The organism is Rhodocytophaga rosea (assembly GCF_010119975.1).
Taxonomy (GTDB): Bacteria; Bacteroidota; Bacteroidia; order Cytophagales; family 172606-1; genus Rhodocytophaga; species Rhodocytophaga rosea.
This window is the reverse complement of record NZ_CP048222.1, coordinates 8528799-8550901: the sequence shown is the minus strand read 5'-3', so window position 1 is coordinate 8550901 and position 22103 is coordinate 8528799. Positions and strand designations below refer to the sequence as shown.

The window sequence follows — 22103 nt, the reverse complement described above, 5'->3', positions numbered from 1 at the left end:
GTATAAGTACAGCAAGGCAACGGCTCGAAAACTCAAGATAAAAGTTTAAATATTTCCTGTTAAGCATTCCAGAGTGCCTGGTAATTCATTTAAATGGTGATATCAGGAGTAGAGCCTCGGCTTACAGCAATGTTGATTGGCTTTTTTATGGTTTCAATGATGAACGGAATTGTAAGCATCCATCGAAAAGCTTTGTTATCTCTTTTTACTGCAATTGAATTGGTTGCAGCATACAATCCTTTTGATGGATGCAAAATAGATCATGAACATAGAAAATATTCCTTCTAAATATCCTATATTGTCTCACCATACCACATCCTTCTTATAAGCATGGCACACAGAAAATCCTATACTGCTTTTTTTCTTGTGTTTACAGTGGTGGTCCATGTATTGAGCTTTGATTGGGTTGAGATTGAAAGCTTTATTTATGTAGACAGACTCCCTGCTCAATATCCCATTGAATTAGTTAACCAGGGGAGCACATGTCAATACCTGGAGGTTATTAGTATTGTCTTGCATTCTAATCCAGGAAACGCTAAGCTAACCAGTACTTTTCCCAATAACCGTTCAATCCATTGCTTATCACTCTTATCAGTTACCCGGTTAGCAGGTAGTAAGGCCCTGATCCGAGGTATAGATTTTCGTCCATCATCTCACTGCTATACATATAGGTTTAATATTCCCCATCAAAACGCAGATGAGGATGAAGTTACCTCCTGTGCTTTGCCAATAAGCTAACCTTTTTGTTTTTCATTCTTCACTCAAGGTAACGCGTTCCGGGATTTTACCCGGTTAGGTGTGTGCTTTACGCATTCCTTTCTAATCGTGTTGGCCTATTCTAATTACATTCCTATGAAAGCAATTCAACAAGTAAAAACATTTTTTCAGCGATTAAAATCCAGTAACATAACTGATAATTTGCTTCCTTATCAAGAGCAGTTCAATCAAATTCTAGCGCAAACCAACCAATTATCTCTTCAATCAGATGCAGAATTACAAGCCCTTGCCTTATCCTTAAAAAGCAAAGCCAAACTAGCTCCCTCTGTTGATACTTATTTAGTGGACCTCTATGCCCTGGTAATACAAGCCTTTATAAGAACCTTATCCATCACTCCCTATGCGGTTCAGATTCTAGCGGCCATTGCTTTGTCTCAACGCACAGTGATCGAAATGCAGACCGGAGAAGGTAAAACCTTAGTGGCTGTCTTTCCTGCCTGTTTGCAGGCTATGAGCGGAAAAGGGGTGCATGTATTGACGTTTAATGATTATCTGGCCAGGCGGGATGCCATGTGGACGTTACCTGTTTATACGTTTCTTGGATTATCTGTCGGGTATATAGAGGAAGAGCATACCTTGGAAGAGAAACGGCGCGCCTATCATTGTGAGGTGACCTATACTACAGCTAAGCAGGTAGGCTTTGATTATCTCAGATCCTGCATGGCGTATACTTTGGATGAAATTGTAATCAGAGAGCTGCACTGCGCCATTGTAGATGAGGCAGATGCTTTGTTGATCGATGAAGCCAGAAATCCACTAGTACTGGCAGCCAACCTGGAAGTGGCTGCCATTGATCTTACGCAGGTAGCCAGATTTGTTACTCACTTGCAGGAGCAGCGTGATTACCTTACAGATGAGTACGCCCGGAATGTATACCTGACCGAATGGGGCAGTACCCAAGCAGAACACTACTTCAGATTGCAGAATTTATATGATAGTGAGCAGCACCCTTTACTTACGGCCATCAACCTGGCTTTACAAGCAAAAGCCTTGTTGCACCGGGATATTGATTATATTATTGAGGGGGATCAGATAAAATTGATTGATGAATGTACCGGAAGAGTAGTAGAGGATAGAAAATGGCCGAACGGGCTACAATCAGCTGTAGAAGCTAAGGAAGGATTACCTATCCAATCTGAGGGGCGAATCTTAAATTCTATTTCTTTACAACACCTGATGGCTTGTTATGAAAAAGTATCAGGTATGACTGGCACAGCCAGACAGGCAGCCGAGGAATTTGCCAAAACCTATGGACTAGGCGTAACGGTTATTCCCACTCATAAACCTTATCAACGCAAGGATCATCCAGACCGGGTTTATACCCATAAAACTGCTAAACTCCAAGCTATTCTCCAGGAAGTTGACACCATCCACCGCAGGGGAAGGCCCATCTTAATCGGTACGCTTACGGTGAGAGAATCAGAAGAATTGCAGGCCCATCTGCAACAGCATGGTATTACCTGCACAGTGTTGAATGCCAGACATCATGAACGGGAAGCAGCCATTATAGAAAAGGCAGGGATGCTTAGTGCTGTAACTATTGCCACCAATATGGCCGGACGAGGGACAGATATACGCTTAGGTGGAAAAGAGGCCATAGATCGGGAAAGGATCATAGCCTTGGGTGGACTTCATATCATCGGAACGAACCGGCATGAAAGCAACCGGATTGATAAGCAGTTAAAAGGCAGAGCTGGCCGGCAGGGCGATCCGGGTTCTACCCAATTTATCATTTCCATGGAGGATGACTTGATGGTGAAATACAATTTAAAAAGCTTATTGCCGGCGAGGTATCAGCAGATCAGACAAGAACAAGCCCTTGAAAATACTACGGTAAGCAAAAGTATAGATCAGGCACAACGGATTATAGAAGGGCAATTGCATGAGATGCGCCAAACCCTGTACCGGTATTCGTCTTTTATCGAAACGCACCGAAAAATCTTTCTTACCCAGCGCCAGTATGTTCTTTTTTCAAATGATAACAATCTTTCTCCCCTTCAACAAGGGTATATCTTGTATCAATATGACAGACTTTGGTCTGAGTACTTAACCGATATTGCCTCAATCAGGGAAGGAATATTCTGGGAACGAATGGCAGGCCGAGAGCCATTAACGGAGTTCTACAAGAAATCCGATGTTTTATTTCAAGACTTACTTTCCTTGCTGGAAACAACCCTTACTCAGATGCATACCTTACCAGACGAGGATTTGAAAATAAAGCGACCTTCTGCCACCTGGACCTATATAGTAAGTGATAATCCGTTTGAGAGGCCATTAGCAGGGTTTCTTCGTCGATTAGCCATGCTAAAGTTCTAATCGAATGTGTGCAGAACCAACTTTATTTGGAAATGATAACTACTGGTATGGTCCAGTACTAAAACTTCCATCGAATACAATATCTGTTGGGTGATACTTCTTATGAAGCTATATAAAAATTGAAATAGGAGTAAATTGATATGTTGAGCAAATAATTTACTATTCATCGGGGACTGATAGCCTGGAGTAAATAAAACAGATTATCAGTCTCGGCTTATTGTCTCTTAAGGGAGAAAAAGCCTCACCTTTAGACGAATACTTGAGTAAGTAAGTAGGATTTGTAAACAATTTGAGGTAGAAATCATTAAAGATCTGATGTCAGGCAAACTTCTATTGGTACAAGTGGAGAAAAAGAAACAGGATTAGGTTTGATATGCTGTAATGAATTCATAGCAAAACATGGAGGGCAAATCTGGGTAGTTAGAGAAGAAAGGAACGACGTTCCATATTAGTTTGCCTCACTGGCAACCTGACCAGTACCTCTATGTAAGCAGTTCAATGAAGTGATTAATCTTTTCCAAAATAACGGCGAAAATCAGAATCACCTTTTGTGATCGCTTCAAATATTACCCTGATGTATTACTTGCCTTTTAGCAGAATCGTATGCTGCCCGGATTGACGCAGTTGTGGCATATCTTTCAATCCATGGTCTAAATAAGAAGCCGTAAGTACATATAAACCTCCCGTCTGGCTTTTAGTCCTTGTAGGAAAGCTTCCTTCAAGCCCTGCATACAAATCATAGTTAGGATCAGCCGCATTATTAAGTATCCATTGGATAATCTGCCTAGCTTGCTGTGGTGTTATATCAGCGTGAGGGGGCATGGCTGCATTTCCCCAGACCCCGCTATTCCCTTTCATTACCCGCATTGCCAGTGTCTCAATCGTAGAAGGATTATGAGGATACCGTTTGGCAATTTCAGAAAAAGAAGGGCCTTGCCCTTTATTTTTAATAGCATGGCAGTTGAAACAATCAGAGGTTTTTATACCTGTTAAACCTGGAGGTTCAGCTCCGTTTTTGTTGTGAATAACCAAATAGTCAGCCACTTTCGAAGAATCGGGTGCGTATGTGACTTCGAGAAAAACTTCATTTGAAGCTATTTCCTGAAATTCCGATTTCCCATCTTCCTCATCTGACACACTGATAAAATAGCGGATGCGGGCATCTGGCTCAACAGATGTATTATTTTCCGGACTGAGTATTTTTACAACCGGAGGTTTATTTTGTCCTTGCCTGTAGAAATGGGTAGTCTTTTCAATGTAGACAGACGCCATAAAAAAGTTTGGGGGAAAATTTTCAGGCTTCTGTTTAGCTGTTTTTTTCTTCCCTAATTCTTGCCTGTGTTGCACCAACATCAATTTATCCTTACCTCTCTCTAACCAGAAACTTAAGCTGCAAATCAAGAGAATAATAGCGTTGTTGATAAAAAACCGGTTTGTACGCATTAATCAAAGACAATATACTTGGATTGAACATAAACATATCATAATGGCAGGGAATTAAGCCTGGTCAATTTCTTTGGCTACCCGGTTTGCCGACCTGGTAGCGGCTTCCATCCCCCAGTTCAGATTATCTGCATAGGCGCCGGCAAAATGTATTCGCCCGTGGGAAGCCATTACATGTGGCCAGAATTTACGCAGTTCGCCCATTGGAAAATTAAGCCGTTCGCAGGTAGGAGAAAATTGTTCTTTGGTCCAGTCTTTTACCAGGGCTTGTTCAATGGTGTCGTGCTTGCCAGGATATACCTGCCGGAAACCAGCCAGGGCACGTTGTGGAGAAGTGCCGCCCGGCCCCATACCCATCAATGCGACCCGGTGTGTATCCACTTCTTCTGCTACCTGCCAGATAGCGGCAATATCCGGGTGATTTAACTCCATATTGATGCTGAGCTTATCGGCTTCCCAGAATTTGGAGCTTGCCTGAAATACAAATCTGGCATAGGAATCATAGGTAACATTGTCAATTGCATATTGTTTTTCCGGAGAAAAGGCAGGCTCAACCGGAATATTCCGGAAAGCAGGTAAGGGAATACAATTCGCCAGATGATCCGCAGTTATTTCTTTTTCTTCATTAAATTCTTTATAGGTAATAGTTACCCCAGACTGGCCATGCTTGATCTTTAAAATCGGGCAGTTCAACTTTACCCTGACTCCGAGCTTTTTGGCAAATGCATTGGGAAGACTCTGATTACCATCTTTGAGTCTATAGACTTTTAATGGAAAAAGAGGCAGGCCCCGCAAATCTAAAATGCTTTGCCTCCACAACTCAAACAAGGCAGAGGTATGCATACCGCCCAGAAGTTGTAAAGCCCCTGGAGAAGCACCTTCTTTTTTATAGATTTGGGCAATGGGTGTAGTATCCAGGTGGTCATAGCCAACCCCAAAGGGCTGATATTCATCGGTAAATTTATCAAGATAGGGCCTGGTATATAGTAGTTCCAGCTCGGGCCAGGAGTGTTCCGACAAATATTTGATTTCCCGCTGATTCAATCCGAATTTTTTAAGGACAGCCGGATCTGCCAGCATCTGTTCGGTGTAAAACTGTCCATCAATCCTTCTTAAGATATTATCCCGTTTCGGGTAAGGAAGAACCGTCAGATTAAACTCTTTGGCATATTCCCAGAATAACTCATACCCCGGTTTGGTAATATTTTCGGCTCCGAAGTCGGCATACAGGCCATCTGATAACCCATCCCGTACCGTTAATACATGCCCGCCATGCCTTCCGGAAGCTTCCAGAATAATTACCTCATGGCCCCGCTTCATTAATTCATAGCCACAGCACAGACCAGCTATACCAGCTCCGGCTACAATTACCTTTTTAGAAGCACTTGTATGGGGAAACGGTGCAGTGGCTGTCTGTGCATTTGCTTTTGATTCATCTGTGCTATACAATATGTCGGGAGTCAGTAGGGAAGCTCCTGCTACTACTGTGCTTTTTAGAAAATCTCTTCTCTTATATTCGTTCATCAGTAAATATATAGCTATGTATTTTTTTGTCTGGTGGTGACTGGAATCAGTCAATTTCAGCTTGTATTGGTAAGGAAACCGGTTAACTTATATAGTTGAAAATAACTACCAGGCTATATTTTGGTTGATTACCACTTATACATACTCTGCTTTATGCCGATTCTCTCTTCATAACTCTTGTCCTATCCAAGTATTTACAAAATAAGAAGGGGCAGAAGTTATATGTACAGTATAATAATTGTATCAACATTCACCAAGGATTCACACTGATTTCTTTTAATGCTGTATTTCTCTATAAGTTGCCGCTCGTTTGCACACCGGTACAAACTTCATTCACGCAATATTTTTCTGCTTTTCTACTGTAATTTATTGACTTATCAATTTATTGTTTATACATTGAAAATTCATACTGAAAATGCAAATATTTATACAATCAAAAGGCCAGCTTTGATAGTAATTGTATAGATAGAAACATGTCTTTCCTTGCCAAAAAATTAGTGAGAACATAGTTAAATAGAATACCTTTATCAGGTCTATAGCCTGAAAAATTACTAGTTAAGCTTATCATATATGGCTTTATAATAAAAGGCCGGAATTCGTAATTATTACTTAACCTAAAACTATGAGAAGTTCTACCATCAGAATGTTGTTAGTAAGTTTTCTGCTGCTGACAGGTTTTCTTACTGTTTATGCCCAGGAAAGAACAGTTAAAGGAAAGATAACTGATACTGAAAACGGGGATGTACTACCTGGGGCAAATATCATTATTAAAGGTACCAGCAAAGGTACTACTACTGATTCTAATGGGGAATTTCAAATACCGGTTCAGGATGAAAACACAGTTCTGGTTGTTAGTTTAATAGGCTATCAATCCCAGGAAATCCGGGTAGGAAACCGTAGTACGATACCAGTTGCTTTGATTACCGATGTAAAAGCTCTGGAAGAAGTAGTAGTAGTAGGTTATGGTACCCAGAAAAAGGCAGATTTAACAGGAGCTATCAGCGGTATCCGGGGAGAGGATATAGGCATTACCTCTAAACCGGTAACCAGCCCTGACCAGATCCTGGCAGGCAGGGTAACTGGCGTAAATATTTCTAACAGAAGCGGAGACCCTGGTGCACCCATTAACGTGCGTATCCGGGGGATTGGTACCACCGGGGTAAACCAGCCACTTTGGGTAATTGATGGTGTTCCAATTGTGCAGACAACCAACCAGACGGTAAATACGAATTCAAGCACAGAGTCTAATCCCCTTTCGGGTATCAACCCCAGTGATATTGAATCAATAGATGTGCTGAAAGATGCTTCGGCGGCAGCTATCTATGGTGCCAGAGCTGCCAATGGTGTAATTATTGTTACTACCAAACGGGGCAAGGATGGAAAAGCTACCTTTACCTATGACGGATATATGGGGGCAGCCTACACACCCAAGCGAATAGATGTACTCAATGTTAACCAGTATATAGACCTACAGGCAGAACTAGGGCGTGATCTGAGCCAGTTTAGAGGGCAACCGTTTGTAAACTGGCAGGATGCTGTTTTCAGAGCCGGTGCAATCAATAGCCACAACTTATCTGTAAGCGGCGGTACAGCCAGTGCGAATTATTTTATTGGAGCCGGCTATTTTGACCAGGATGGAATAGAACCAGCACAACGTTTTAAAAGATATTCTATCAAAGCCAATTCAGATATAAAAGCTGGCAAGCGGTTTAAATTTGGTGAATCCCTTTTATTAAGTTCTACTGACAGATTAAACCAGGGCGAAGATGCTATTTTTGGAGGTTTTACTTCTGCGTTAAATGCACCGTATTATAAAATATATGATCCTAATGCGGCTTTGGGATATAATCCGGAAAACAATACTACCCGAGGTGAAGGCGCTACCGGTAATAATATAATCATGAGAACGGATCCTAGGGTAACTGAAACCAGAATTATTACCCGGAAAGTGTTAGCCAATGTGTATGGGGAAGTTGAAATATTAAATGGATTAAAATACCGGATTTCCGGAGGTATTGATTATACAGTGGGCAGTGGCGATTTCTTTCAGGAAGAATTTGCCTTTGATGGTATTTCTAAAAGAAATTCCCTGCTGACACAGGAGCGTCCTATTGAGCTAACCACCAATTTAACGCATACCTTAACCTATAACAGAAAGTTTGGCGACCATGATCTGACACTGTTAGTAGGTGAAGAAGAAACAAATTTCCGGTTCGACAAAGTACGGCTCCAGGGCAATAACCTGTTTAATTCACAAATCCGTTTTGCCTCTACGGGAACGGCTGTTTCAGCAGCCAATGAAGCCGATCATTGGGCACTGAGAGGTTTTCTGGGCAGGATTAATTATGCCTATAAACAGAAGTATTTACTCACCATCAATGTGCGGAATGATAATACCTCCCGTTTCTCCAAAGACAACCGCTCCCAGACGTTCCCATCAGTATCAGCCGGATGGCGTGTTAGCCAGGAAGCTTTCTTCCCTAAAAATGACATAGTTGACGATATTAAATTGAGAGGAAGCTGGGGCCAGTCTGGCAACCAGTTTACAGGTGCTAACTTTGCTTTCATGAGTGCCCTGCAAACTACCATTTTCTATCCCATCGGTACCGGGCAGGTTATTACAAGAGGTCCGGCACCTATTACTTTTGCCAACGAAAACCTGCGCTGGGAAACCAGTAACCAGTTAGATATTGGCGCAGACATAAGCTTACTCCGGGGCAAGATAGAACTCACCTTTGATTATTATAAAAAAATTACCAAGGATGTATTAATCGGATTGCCTATTCCCTATACGTCTGGCTATTTCTTGCCGGCTGATGCCAACATAGGAAAAATTCTCAACAATGGCATTGAACTGTCGCTAAACTACCGGAATAGCATAGGCAAATTCACTTACAGTGCCGGAGGTAATATCACGACGGTGCATAATGAAGTATTGGATTTAGGAACTGCTCCTCCTATTATAACTGGAGTTGGAGGGGCTACTTCGCACCGTACGATTGTAGGAGAGTCTTTAGGCCATTTTTATGGATTTAAAACAGACGGTATTTATCAGACCCAGGAAGAGGTGAACGCTGCCTTACCCGATGCTTTCTCAGCCTCCAGGGCACCTGGCGATATCCGGTTTGTAGATGTGAACGGAGATGGGAAAATAGACTCCCAGGACCGTACCACTATTGGAAATCCTAATCCGAAATATTTCTATGGGATCAATTTATCTGCGGCTTATATAGGCTTTGATCTCTCCGTATTGTTACAAGGCGTAGGAGGCATTCAAGTCTATAACAATGCCCGGTCCCAGTTAGAGAGTATGAACAGTGGAAATAATTTTTCTACCCGTGTGCTGGAACGATGGACCGGCCCTGGAACCAGCAATACCATGCCCCGGGCGGTGGCCAACGACCCCAATGGAAACAACCGCTATTCAGACAGATGGATTGAGAAAGCTGATTTTATGCGTGTCCGCAATATTCAGCTTGGCTATGCCATTCCAGCCAAAAGTTTAGAAAGCTGGACAGGCGGATTTGTTGCCAGATTCAGAGCCTACGTAGGCGTACAAAACCTGTATACGTTCACCAAATATCTGGGCTTCGATCCGGAAGTAACCAGAGGAAGAAGCTATCAGAAAGGAGACTTTTCCCTGGCTAACGGTCAGGACGATGGCAGTTCTCCACAGCCCAGAATCTTACAATTTGGCGTTCAGGCAACTTTCTAATTTACCATTTGCTCAGATTTAAAAAGTGACCATTCCGAATAACCACTGAAAAAAGGTTACACTTATGAAAAAAATAATAGTATTACTAGTTCTTTTCTACTGCCTCAACTCTTGTAATAACCTGGATCTGCTTCCCTTAGACCGCGTTACTTCGGAAACTTTTTACAAGACGGCTGAAGAATTTGATGGGGCTATTTTTGGTGCCTACTCCTCTTTACAGGACTTCTGGGGTACCAGTACAGAAACCCTGGGAGAAATGGGAGAATACTGGAAAGTATCGGTGGTATCATCCGATGATATGGTTGCTGATGTGGATGCCGGCACCGATGGTATCTCCCGGGATATTGACAATCTGATTATCCGGGCAAGCGATAAACCGTTTGCAGCTGTATATACGCAAATCTACGAGGGTATTTTACGCGCAAATATAGTACTCGAGAGTCTGGAAGGTGATAATGAGCTAACAGCCGATGAAAAAGCGAGGTTTGAAGGCGAAGCTAAATTCCTTAGAGCGTTCTTTCATTTTGAAGCGCTTAAACTATGGGGCACTCCTCCTTTGGTAACTAAGGTGATGAAGGATTTAGGCAATCTGGCGGTACCCAATGCAACCAAAGAACAATTGTTTACCCAGATATTAACTGATCTTAATGATGCCTACACTAAATTGCCAGCCAGCTGGGATGATGCTAATAAAGGCAGAGCCACTAAATGGACAGCCAGAGCATATGAAGGAAAAGTAAATGTCTGGAAGCAAGACTGGCCTGCTGCCATTACAGCTTTCGAAGATGTGATCAGCAATGGTACTTACCAATTGATTAACACAGGCAATCCGCAAAAAGACCTGGAGGATGTATTTGCCTATAATAATGAAAATAATGTGGAATCGATTTTTGAGGTACAGTATGGAGGACCCTTCTCTGACGATAACATCTGGGTGTTTGATGATACCCACTCCGAGGCATTTAAAGCTTCTCAAGGCGTTGGCCGGAGCTGGTATTGGGATGCAGGTAATGGTGCCCCGGGAGGAAAGCTTGGATGGTGGGCCCCTTCTCAGGAACTCGTAGGTGCGTATGCTCCTGCAGATGCCAGGTTAAATGTATATGTGTATAAAGCAGGTGATACCTATTATACCACTGACGGATTCAGAGCGCTACCCTATAACCCAGACTGGTCTACTACTGGCTATACCGTGAAAAAGTATGGCGGACAACGGAATGTGGTGGCAGAAAACCGTTCACCCAACCAGCAGGCAGAGTTTAACAATGAAAGGCTATACCGCTTTGCAGAACTTAAATTATTATATGCTGAAGCCTTGATAGCACAAGGAAGAACAGCAGATGCCGCTCAGCAGATTAATGATATCCGGAACAGGGCTGGCTTGCCTAACCTTGCCGCCGGTGCTGACCTTACGCAGGCACTCAGAACAGAAAAGAGGCTTGAACTTGCTTTTGAACCTCACCGCTGGTTTGATATTGTCCGCTGGGGAATAGGCTCTCAGGTATTTGGTGCCAAGTGGAACGATAGGTATAGTGTATATCCTTTACCACAAACTGAGATAGACAGGGCAGGTGGGGTGCTAAAACAAAATACTGGCTATTAATGAAACAGTTTCAGCCTTTGTAATATCATCGTTTGCTATTGAATTCTTTCCTGTTTAATTAGTACATTGAATACCAAAAGCATTTTCAGAAATAGGAAAATGCTTTTGGTATTATCATTTGGAGTAAAGTGTTTTAAGGAAATTATGAGAAACTTTCTCAAAAATCTATCTGTCATTTTTTTTGCATTTTCCAGAAGGGCAACTCAGTACCAGGAGAGAAAAATAGTAAAAATACAGATATACTTTGCTATATTTCTCTGTTCGGCAATAAGCTGGCAATGTACAAATCGCCCAGAGCCCTTATTTCAAACCCTGGATGCCGATGACACTGGCATCCGTTTTTCCAATACTATCCACCTTACCGATTCCCTGAGTGTTCTTGATTTTGAATATATCTTTAATGGCGGCGGTGTAGCCGTGGGTGATATTAACAATGATGGTTTGCAGGATATTTATTTTACAGGCAACATGACCTCTGGCAAATTATATCTTAATAAAGGCAACTGGCAGTTTGAAGATATCACAGATAAAGCAGGGGTAGGAACAAAGGTATGGGCAAACGGGGCTGTAATGGTAGATATCAATCAGGATGGATTAAAGGATATGTATGTCTGTGTGGGAGGAAGCAGAAATACCCCTGAAAAAGACAAAGCTAACCTGCTTTTTATCAACCAGGGAAATGCTGCTTTTGTAGAATCTGCCTCCCAATATGGATTAGCTGATACGGGCTATGGCATTCAGTCCGCCTTTTTTGATTATGATGGAGATGGTGACCTGGACATGTATCTGCTGCGCAATGCGTTTGTAGATTATAACCGCAATACAGCCAAACGTAAGCAGATAGATGGCACGGCTGCTTCAACTGACAAGCTTTTCCGCAACAATGGCGATCATACCTTTACTGATGTGTCTACACAGGCAGGAATTACCATAGAAGGTTTCGGCTTAGGCGTTCAGGTCTGTGACATTAATAATGACAACTGGCCGGACATCTATGTATCTAATGACTTTATTACCAACGACCTGCTTTGGATAAATAATCAAAATGGCACTTTTTCGAACCAGGCTGGTACATACCTTAAACACCAGACCTATAATGGAATGGGCAATGATGTGGCCGATTACAATAATGATGGACTGGTGGATATTGTGGTGCTGGATATGTTGCCCGAAGACAATAAGCGATGGAAGTTAACTTCCATGGGAAACAATTATGATGAATTTTACAACAGTTTAACCAGGGGATATGAGCCGCAATATGTACGCAATACCCTGCAACTCAACAATGGAAATGGTACATTCAGCGAAATAGGCCAGCTTGCCGGAATTGAAGCCACCGAATGGAGCTGGGCATCTTTGTTTGCCGATTACGACAATGATGGCTTAAAAGACTTGTTTATCACCAATGGGTACCGGCAGGACATTACGAACCGTGATTTTATTCTGGGCAGCCAGAAAGCGATGAGCATGGGTACACCGGAAGCCAACAGAAAAGAAAGAATTGCCATGTTGAATGAACTGCCTGGCATTAAAGTGCCCAATTATATCTACAAAAATAAGGGAGATCTCACTTTTAGTGATCAATCCGCCAGCTGGGGGTTTTCTGCGCCTACTTACTCTAATGGAGCCGTGTATGCCGACCTGGATAATGACGGCGACCTGGATCTGGTGGTAAATAATATTGATGATGCCGCTTCTGTTCAGGAGAACCATTTGAACCAGCTTACCAAAGATACAAACCATGCTAATTATTTGAGAATTGCCTTTAAAGGTCCGCCTTTAAACCGGGAGGGATTAGGCACGAAAGTATTTCTCAGAAATAAAGGAACATTGCAGTATCAGTATTTTACACCTTTCCGGGGATATCTTTCCTCTATAGAATATTATTTGCATTTCGGCCTGGGGGGCTTAGAAAAGATAGATAGTTTGGAAGTTTTATGGCCTGATGGCAAGTATCAATTACTGACAAATGTAAAAGCCAACCAGGTATTGCAAGTAGACTATGCCCAGGCGAGAGAAAAACCTACTCTGGCTCATGGTGTCCCTGTTCAGGAAAATGTTTTATTTACAGAGGTAAGCGATGAGGAAGGAATCAGTTATCTACACCGGGAAAATGAGCAGGTGGACTTTAAACGGCAACCCCTGCTGCCTCACATGCACTCTCGTTTGGGTCCGGGCCTCTCGGTTGGAGATGTCAACTCTGATGGCTTGGAAGATGTCTATATAGGAGGAGCCACCGGCTATGCAGGGGCCCTGTTTGTCCAGTCCCTTGATGGCCGTTTTGAACGCAGAACTACTTCAGGCATTGATTCTTTGTCAGAAGAGACAGGAGTGTTGTTTTTCGATTCTGATAACGACAAAGACTTGGATCTGTATGTAGGCAGTGGCGGCTCTGACCAGCTGCAAGGCTCAGCCTTGTATGGGGATCAGCTCTATCTCAATGATGGAAAAGGCCACTTCAGCCAGGCACAAGGGGCTTTGCCTTCCCTAAGGGAAAGCACTTCTTGTGTAGTAGCGGCTGACTATGACCGGGATGGAGACTTAGACTTGTTTGTCGGGGCAAGGCTGCAGCCTGGCGCCTATCCGATGACTCCCAGAAGTGTCCTGCTGAGAAATGAGAGTGGGAAAGGAGAATGCCGCTTCACAGATGTAACCCAGGAAGTAGCCTTAGGTTTAGAAAAGATAGGCATGGTCAGTGGTGGATTGTGGAGTGATTATGATGGAGATGGATGGGTGGATTTGCTGGTAGCAGGAGAGTTTATGCCCCTTACCTTTTTTCACAATCAGCAAGGCAAACTAGTGCAGGCCACCTCTAGCGGCTTAGCTCACAGTTCCGGATGGTGGAACAGTCTGGTGGCCGCTGACTTTGACAAGGATGGAGACATAGATTATATGGCAGGCAACTTAGGGCTCAATACTAGGTACCGGGCAAGTGAGAAAGAGCCTTTGTGTGTGTATGGCGCAGATTACAACAAAGATGGGCGGATCGATCCGGTGATGAGTTATTACAATGGGGGAGAAAAGTATATTCTCCATGCCAGGGATGAGTTAGTAGATCAGATACCGGCCATGCGGGGCCGTTTTAGAAGCTACAGATCCTATGCCGAGGCAAGCTTTGAAGACTCCTTTCTGCCTCAGGAGTTAGCCGGGGCGTATGTGCGGTGCAGTGAGTGGATGGAAAGCAGTTACATAGAGAATAAAGGAAAGGGAAAGTTTGCTTTGAAGGCTTTGCCCATAGAAGCGCAGGTAGCCCCCCTGTATGGAATGGTAGCAGGAGATTATGATGGAGATGGAAATGAAGATGTGTTAGCGGTGGGTAATTCGTATTCGACAGAGGTAGCCACCGGCCGGTATGATGCTTTGCAGGGGGTGTTGATGAAGGGAGATGGCAGGGGAGGTTTTAGGGTAGTAAAAGCAAGGCAGAATGGCTTTATGGCTGACAGGGATGGCAAGGGGATGGCAAGGCTAGTGAGCGGAAAAGGCAGGGAATTGATGGTGGTGGGCAACAATGCAGATAGCCTGCAGGTGTATGAAGTCAACAGGAAGGCAGCAGAGCAATTTATGGCCCAGCCCATGGATGCCTATGCAGAGGTAGAGTTAAGGGATGGCAGTAGTTACAGGCAGGAGTTTTATTATGGCTCCTCCTACCTGTCTCATTCCTCCCGTACACTCCCTTTAACTGATAAGATAGCTTCTGTCGCTGTTTTTGATTTCTCAGGAAAGAAACGAATCATTCACCCTGATCTTCATGCAAAAATTAAATAAAATCATTTTGTGGATTTGTTTAGGATGGCATGCAGTTGCCTGTCAAACGGATTCCCCACAGGTTTTTGAAAGGCTTTCAGCCAGCAACACAGGTATTGATTTTAATAATATCATTCAGGAAGACAACCAGCACAATGTATTTACTTATACCAATATTTATACCGGAGCTGGTGTAGCTGCCGGAGATATCAATAATGACGGACTTACAGATTTATATTTCAGCGGAAACATGGTTTCAGGCCGCCTTTACCTCAATAAAGGAAACCTGAAATTTGAAGATATCACCCAATCTGCTGGTGTTACGACCACCCGTTGGGGAACCGGTACTACCATGGTGGATATCAATCAGGATGGCTGGCTGGACCTATATGTATGTGTATCCGGAAGTGCCTTAGGTGAAGAACGGGCCAATTTGCTATATATTAATAATGGTGACAATACCTTTACCGAAAGTGCAAAAGCCTATGGACTTGCCGATACCCGCCAGGTAATGCATGCCTCTTTCTTTGATTATGACCTCGATGGTGATCTGGATGTATTTATGATTGTTAACCCGGCGGCACTAAACAACTATGTTAATACGATTCAGCCCCGAAAATTGGCCGGCGAATCTCCAAGTACGGATGTGCTTTACCGCAATAATGGAGATAATACGTTTACAGATGTCTCCAGAGAAGCCGGTATTCTGGCGGAAGGCTATGGGCTGGGACTGGCCATCAGTGATATTAATTCTGATGGCTGGCCGGATATCTATATTTCCAATGATTTTATAACCAGTGAAGTGCTCTACATTAATAATAAGAATGGAACCTTTACGAATCAGGCATCCACTTTCCTTAAACATACCAGTTATGCAGGCATGGGCAATGATGTGGCCGATATAAATAACGATGGCCTGGTAGATATTGTAGTAATGGATATGCGTCCGGAAGATAATCTGAGGCAAAAATTAATTATATCTTCCTCCAGTTATGATCGCTTTCAAATGTCCTTAAATCATAAATATGAGCCACAGTACAACCGCAATACCCTGCAACTGAATCAGGGCAATGGAAAATTCAGTGAAATCGGTTTTTTATCAGGCATCAGCAGTACCGACTGGAGCTGGAGCGCTTTACTGGCGGATTATGATAATGATGGAGACAGAGACCTTTTTGTTACCAATGGGTTTTTACGGGACCTGGGAGACCTGGATTATATCCGTTACCAGAATGTGTATGATGGGCCTATAGGATCGGATGAAGCCAAAAAGAAAAAAAAGTTAGAAGCCGTCAAAGCCCTTAAAATTGTTCCGCTCAGCGATTACCTTTTTGAAAATAAGGGGGACCTTACCTTTTCAAACCGTTCCTCCGCCTGGGGAATTGATGTGAAGGGCTTTTCTAATGGAGCCGTGTATGCCGACCTGGATAATGATGGAGACCTTGAACTTGTCATAAATAATATTAATGATAACGCTCATGTGTATGAGAATACAAGCAATCAATATGCTGAACGGAATTTTCTAAAGGTTAAACTGAAAGGAAATGCCAAAAACCGCAATGGGATCGGCACTAAAATACAACTAAAATATAAGGGGCAATTGCAGTTTTATGAGCATTTTCTCTCCAGAGGCTATGAATCATCTGTTGACCCGGTGGCTCACTTTGGACTAGGGAGAGCAAAAGAAATAGATAGTGTGGAAGTGCTATGGCCTGATGGTAAGTATCAATTGCTGACAAATGTACAAGCCGACCAAGTGTTGCAAGTAGACTATGCCCAGGCTGGAGAAAAGCCTACACTGGCTCAATATTTACCTGCTCAGGAAAATGTTTTATTTACACAACTAAGCGATAGAAGTGGACTACAATATCTGCACCGGGAAAATGAGCAGGTGGATTTCAAACGGCAACCTTTGCTGCCTCACATGCACTCTCGTTTGGGTCCGGGCCTCTCGGTGGGAGATGTCAATTCTGATGGCTTGGAAGATGTGTACATCGCAGGGGCTACCGGCTATGGGGGAGCGATGTTTGTCCAATCCCTTGATGGTGGTTTTTCCAGAGTTGCTACTTTAGGCATTGATTCTTTGTCAGAAGAAACAGGGGTATTGTTTTTTGATTCGGATGGAGACAAAGACTTAGATCTGTATGTGGGCAGCGGCGGCTCAGACCAGCTGCAAGGCTCAGCCTTGTATGGGGATAAACTCTATCTCAATGATGGAAAAGGCCACTTTTCTTTGGCACAGGGGGCTTTGCCTGCCCTAAGGGAAAGCACTTCTTGTGTGCTAGCCGCTGACTATGATAAAGATGGCGATTTGGATTTGTTTGTCGGGGCAAGGCTGCAGCCTGGCGCCTACCCGATGACCCCTCAGAGCGTACTGCTGAGAAATGAGAGTGGGAAAGGAGAATCCCGCTTCACAGATGTGACCCAACAAGTAGCCAAAGGATTGGAAAAGATAGGCATGGTCAGTGGTGGATTGTGGAGTGATTATGATGGGGATGGATGGGTGGATTTAATAGTAGCAGGAGAGTTTATGCCTCTTACCTTCTTTCACAATCAGCAAGGCAAACTAGTGCAGGCCACTTCTAGCGGCTTAGCTCACAGTTCCGGGTGGTGGAACAGTCTGGTGGCCGCTGACTTTGACAGGGATGGAGACACTGATTATATGGCAGGCAACCTAGGGCTCAACACCCGCTTTAGAGCTAGTAAGAAAGAGCCTTTGTGTGTGTATGGCGCAGATTACAACAAAGATGGGCGGATCGATCCGGTGATGAGTTATTACAATGGGGGAGAAAAGTATATTCTCCATGCCAGGGATGAGTTAGTAGATCAGATACCGGCCATGCGGGGCCGTTTTAGAAGCTACAGATCCTATGCCGAGGCAAGCTTTGAAGACTCCTTTCTGCCTCAGGAGTTAGCCGGGGCGTATGTGTTGTGCAGTGAGTGGATGGAAAGCAGTTACATAGAGAATAAAGGAAAGGGAAAGTTTGCTTTGAAGGCTTTGCCCATAGAAGCACAGGTAGCCCCCCTGTATGGAATGGTAGCAGGAGATTATGATGGAGATGGAAATGAAGATGTGTTAGCGGTGGGCAACTCGTATTCGACAGAGGTAGCCACCGGCCGGTATGATGCTTTGCAGGGGGTGTTGATGAAGGGAGATGGCAGGGGAGGGTTTCGGGTAGTGAAAGCAAGGGAAAGTGGCTTTATGGCTGACAGGGATGGCAAGGGGATGGCAAGGCTAGTGAGCGGGAAAGGCAGGGAACTGATCGTGATCGGTAACAATGCAGATAGCCTGCAGGTGTATGGGGTCAACAGGAAGGCAGCAGAGCAATTTATGGCCCAGCCCATGGATGCCTATGCAGAAATAGAGTTACAGGATGGCAGCCGTTACAGGCATGAGTTTTACTATGGTTCCTCTTATCTGTCTCAATCCTCCCGTACATTGCCTCTAAACCAGGAAATAAAAAAAGTAACGATAACTGATTTTAAAGGGAATAGCCGCATACTAGAGCATAAGCCGCAAAGTAATTCGGTAACTTTAAATAAATAAAACATATACACAGTTAATGTTATAGTAAGCCCTATGCTCTCTAATTACCTACAAACTATGTATCAAAAATTAATACTTGTCCTCTCATTATTAGTAGCAGTTACAGGAATCTGCCAGGCGCAGGATGCAGACCTTCTTTTGCTGAAAAATTACCGGCCTCAGTCCATATTTAAAATTCCGGTTACTAAAATTATAAAAGCAAAATTTCCTGTTATTGATATGCATTCACACCCTTATGCGCAAACAGATGAACAATTAGCGCAATGGGTGAAAACAATGGATGAGGTGGGCATTGAAAAATCAGTCATTTTATCGTATGCAACGGGGGCAAAATTTGACTCTATCCAGGCGAAATATGCTAAATATGGAAAAAGGTTTGAAGTATGGTGTGGATTTGATTTTACAGGTAAGGACGAGGCTGACTGGAGTGAAAAAGCGGTAAAAGAACTGGAAAGATGTTACAAAGCTGGCGCTCGTGGTGTCGGAGAATTAGGCGACAAAGGGTTAGGAGAGTTTTATTCCCGGCCTACCCCTGGCTATATACATATAGATGATCCACGCATGAAACCATTATTGCAAAAGTGTGCAGAGTTGAAAATGCCAGTTAATATTCACGTAGCTGAGCCCTATTGGATGTACGAACCTATGGACTCCACCAACGATGGCCTGATGAACGCCTATAAGTGGAGGATAGATCAAAGTAAAAAGGGATTACTGGGCCATGCAGCATTAATCAAAACATTAGAAAATGCGGTGAAAGCGAACCCGAAAACTACCTTTATTGCCTGTCATTTTGCCAATAGTGAGTACAATCTGGATATACTGGGTGCTTTGTTAGACAAATATACAAATCTCTATGCAGATATTTCTGCCCGGTATGGGGAAACCACTTCTATTCCCCGGTATATGAATGCCTTTTATAAAAAGTACCAGAATAGGCTGTTGTATGGGACAGATATGGGAATGGCCCCGGCAATGTACCGAACTACTTTCCGTATACTAGAGACACTGGATGAACACTTTTATGAATTTGAATTATTTAATTATCACTGGCCTTGTAATGGCTTTGGTCTGGATAATACCACCCTTCAGAAAATTTACAGGAGCAATGCGCTTAAAATTCTCATACATTAAGAAGGTATGCCATGTAAGTAACGCATTAGAATAAAGTATAAGCTAAAAGTTAAGGTTCACCCTATTGAAATGGATACTTGAAAAAGAGTGCTTTATTAGAACACAGGTATCAATCATGGCAAATAGAAAGCATTCGAGTTTGAAGAAGAGCGCTTACGCTTAGCGGAACGTAATGGAAATATTACTTAAGTGGCAAGGAATTAAGAATCCATGAAAGTATCGTTACGACGATGGAAACAGGATTTAACTATGAAAAGGTATCGGCTTTACTGATATCCTAGTATCGCTTCTAGAGTACCCATATTTCAACTCTATAATGACAGTAGAAATTTCAAAGATTTTAAAAATATGTCAATACCTAAAAAAAGTTTTCGCTCTCTCGAATTCTCACAATTTACCAGAGTAAATCCAGTATAAACTTATGGAGGTGGAAAGCTTTTCAACTGATAGATTAGCAAAGAGGATGAAATAGCAAAGTAGAGAATGTGGTTTTTTTAACACACTGTGGCTATAATTTTTTGTAAAGCCGAAAATAATACATCAACCTTTTACTTCCTGACCTCACGTCAGTAGCCCTTTTAAGTAGATATTGTTAAACTTACAATTACAGCATTAATCTGTATGATATCTTATTAGGTTACCTTTGTCATAGCCTTATGAACCCGCATTTATTTCCCATCCCTATTGAAGAAAAAAGAAGGCTTGCTGCTCTGCCCAAGTATGATATTTTAAATACAATACCTAAAGAAGAATTAGACAAATTAACTGCGCTAACAGCTTCAATTTTTAATGTTCCCATCGCACTTATTAGCCTCGTTGATGAAAAAAAAGGGTGGCTTAAATCTGGTTTTGGAATAAGTTTAAGCCAGACAATACACAGCGAGTCTTTCTGTCGATATACCATGATGAGCAAGCAGGTTTTAGAAGTGGAAAATATCCTCACAGATTCAAGATTTTCCGGCAGTCCGCTTGTAATAGAAGCGCCTTTCATCAGGTATTATTGCGGAGTTCCTCTCCTGAATCAAGCCGGAGATATGATAGGATCTCTTGGCATACTGGATACAGTAACACGAAAGCTGGATGACGCTCAAATGAAAACCCTTGGGCTGCAAGCTCAACAGATAGTCCATATCTTTGAATTATATCATAAGCGAAAACAAGTCGAAAAGGAAAAAAACCAATTTGCTACATCTGAAGCCTTGTTTTCTACTATTTTTCGTCTCAATCCTTTTCCTACATCTATTACCAGGCTTTCAGATGGGAAGATTTTACATGTCAATGAGCAAGGTTTAAAAGCCTTTGGATATAGTGATGAGGAGGTAATCAATCGTACCACTGCTCAATTAAACGTATGGGAGAATACCTTAGAGCGGGAAGAATTAGTGAAGCGCTTAGCTGTAGAGCATAAAGTGAATGGTTTTCAGGCTACCTTCCGCCAGAAGGGAGGCCAGCTATGGATTGCCCTTCTATCCTTAGAAGTGATTCAATGGGATGGAGAAACCTGTATCCTATGGATCATGCAGGATATTACTGAGCGCAGAAAAGTAGAAGAAGCCATTCATTCCTATACCCGGCAGCTGGAAGAGGTAAATGCAAACAAGGATAAGTTCTTCTCTATTATTGCCCATGACATGCTAAGCCCTTTAAATGGAATACTTGGTTCAAGTAATCTGCTTTCAGAGTACATGGCACACTTAAGCAAGGAAGATATACAGGAACTTTCCCGGACAATCAATCTTTCTACAGCTAATTTAAAGCGGTTGCTGAGTAATTTGCTGGAGTGGGCAAGAATGCAAATTGGGGCAATTGCTTTTGAGCCTAAACAAGTAAACCTTAGGAAGGTAGCAGAGAAGGTAATAGAACTGCTAAAAGATAATGCACATTCAAAAGTTATTACCATTGATAATAAACTCGAAGAAGATATTTATCTGCGAGCAGATGAAAATATGGCAGAGTCTATCTTAAGAAATTTGTTAGCCAATGGTATTAAATTTTCAGGTCAGGGAACAAAGATTACGCTCACGGCTACCCTTCTCCCTTGCTATGTACAGGTAAGTGTACAAGACCAGGGAATAGGCATGAGTAAAGAGCTTCAAGATCAACTGTTTAAATTTGGTATCACGCAAAGTACCCTAGGGACAGCCAATGAAAAAGGAACTGGTCTGGGACTTTTACTGTGTAAAGACTTCGTAGAAAAACATAGTGGAAGAATTTGGGTAGAAAGCCAGCCAGGAAAAGGAACTACATTTATATTTACTTTAGCTAGATAGATTGAAGATAAAATTACCTAATTAATCATGGCT

At 42.8% G+C, this 22103-nt stretch carries 10 protein-coding genes; 8 read left to right on the top strand and 2 right to left on the bottom strand.

Annotated features, from left to right (window positions below; genetic code table 11):
• The first annotated feature begins 330 nt into the window (after positions 1-330).
• Together GXP67_RS35125 and GXP67_RS35120 are read left to right on the top strand one after the other, a co-directional pair.
• Entirely contained in the window at positions 331-738 is a 408-nt protein-coding gene (locus tag GXP67_RS35125; RefSeq protein WP_162447451.1) for a hypothetical protein, read from the top strand.
• 114 nt (positions 739-852) lie between these two features.
• A complete protein-coding gene (locus GXP67_RS35120) occupies positions 853-3093 on the top strand; it encodes a preprotein translocase subunit SecA (RefSeq protein WP_162447450.1) in 2241 nt (746 codons plus the stop codon).
• A 579-nt stretch (positions 3094-3672) separates the two neighbouring features.
• Here the strand turns inward: GXP67_RS35120 and GXP67_RS35115 are convergent.
• Positions 3673-4365 carry a c-type cytochrome gene (locus tag GXP67_RS35115; RefSeq protein WP_162447449.1) on the bottom strand — a complete coding sequence of 231 codons (693 nt, stop codon included), beginning with the start codon at positions 4363-4365 and terminating at the stop codon, positions 3673-3675.
• A gap of 225 nt (positions 4366-4590) precedes the next feature.
• On the bottom strand, positions 4591-6060 hold the full coding sequence (locus GXP67_RS35110; protein WP_162447448.1) for a flavin monoamine oxidase family protein: 1470 nt from the start codon (positions 6058-6060) through the stop codon (positions 4591-4593).
• A gap of 622 nt (positions 6061-6682) precedes the next feature.
• Between GXP67_RS35110 and GXP67_RS35105 the strand changes: the two genes are divergently transcribed.
• The 6 genes from GXP67_RS35105 (at position 6683) to GXP67_RS35080 (ending at position 22070) form a co-directional block, all read left to right on the top strand.
• Positions 6683-9775, top strand: a complete 3093-nt coding sequence (locus GXP67_RS35105) for a SusC/RagA family TonB-linked outer membrane protein (RefSeq protein WP_162447447.1) — start codon at positions 6683-6685, stop codon at positions 9773-9775.
• A gap of 64 nt (positions 9776-9839) precedes the next feature.
• Positions 9840-11375 (top strand): RagB/SusD family nutrient uptake outer membrane protein, encoded by a 1536-nt coding sequence (locus GXP67_RS35100; RefSeq protein ID WP_162447446.1) that lies wholly within the window; start codon positions 9840-9842, stop codon positions 11373-11375.
• Positions 11376-11519: 144 nt separating this feature from the next.
• A complete protein-coding gene (locus GXP67_RS35095) occupies positions 11520-15140 on the top strand; it encodes a VCBS repeat-containing protein (RefSeq protein WP_162447445.1) in 3621 nt (1206 codons plus the stop codon).
• Entirely contained in the window at positions 15124-18666 is a 3543-nt protein-coding gene (locus GXP67_RS35090; RefSeq protein WP_162447444.1) for a VCBS repeat-containing protein, read from the top strand. Before GXP67_RS35095 ends, GXP67_RS35090 begins: the two co-directional genes overlap by 17 nt.
• A gap of 57 nt (positions 18667-18723) precedes the next feature.
• The gene (locus tag GXP67_RS35085; RefSeq protein WP_162447443.1) at positions 18724-19800 is read left to right on the top strand and encodes an amidohydrolase family protein; all 1077 of its coding nucleotides are present in this window, start codon (positions 18724-18726) and stop codon (positions 19798-19800) included.
• Between the two features lie 656 nt (positions 19801-20456).
• The gene (locus tag GXP67_RS35080; RefSeq protein WP_162447442.1) at positions 20457-22070 is read left to right on the top strand and encodes a sensor histidine kinase; all 1614 of its coding nucleotides are present in this window, start codon (positions 20457-20459) and stop codon (positions 22068-22070) included.
• Positions 22071-22103 lie beyond the last annotated feature (33 nt).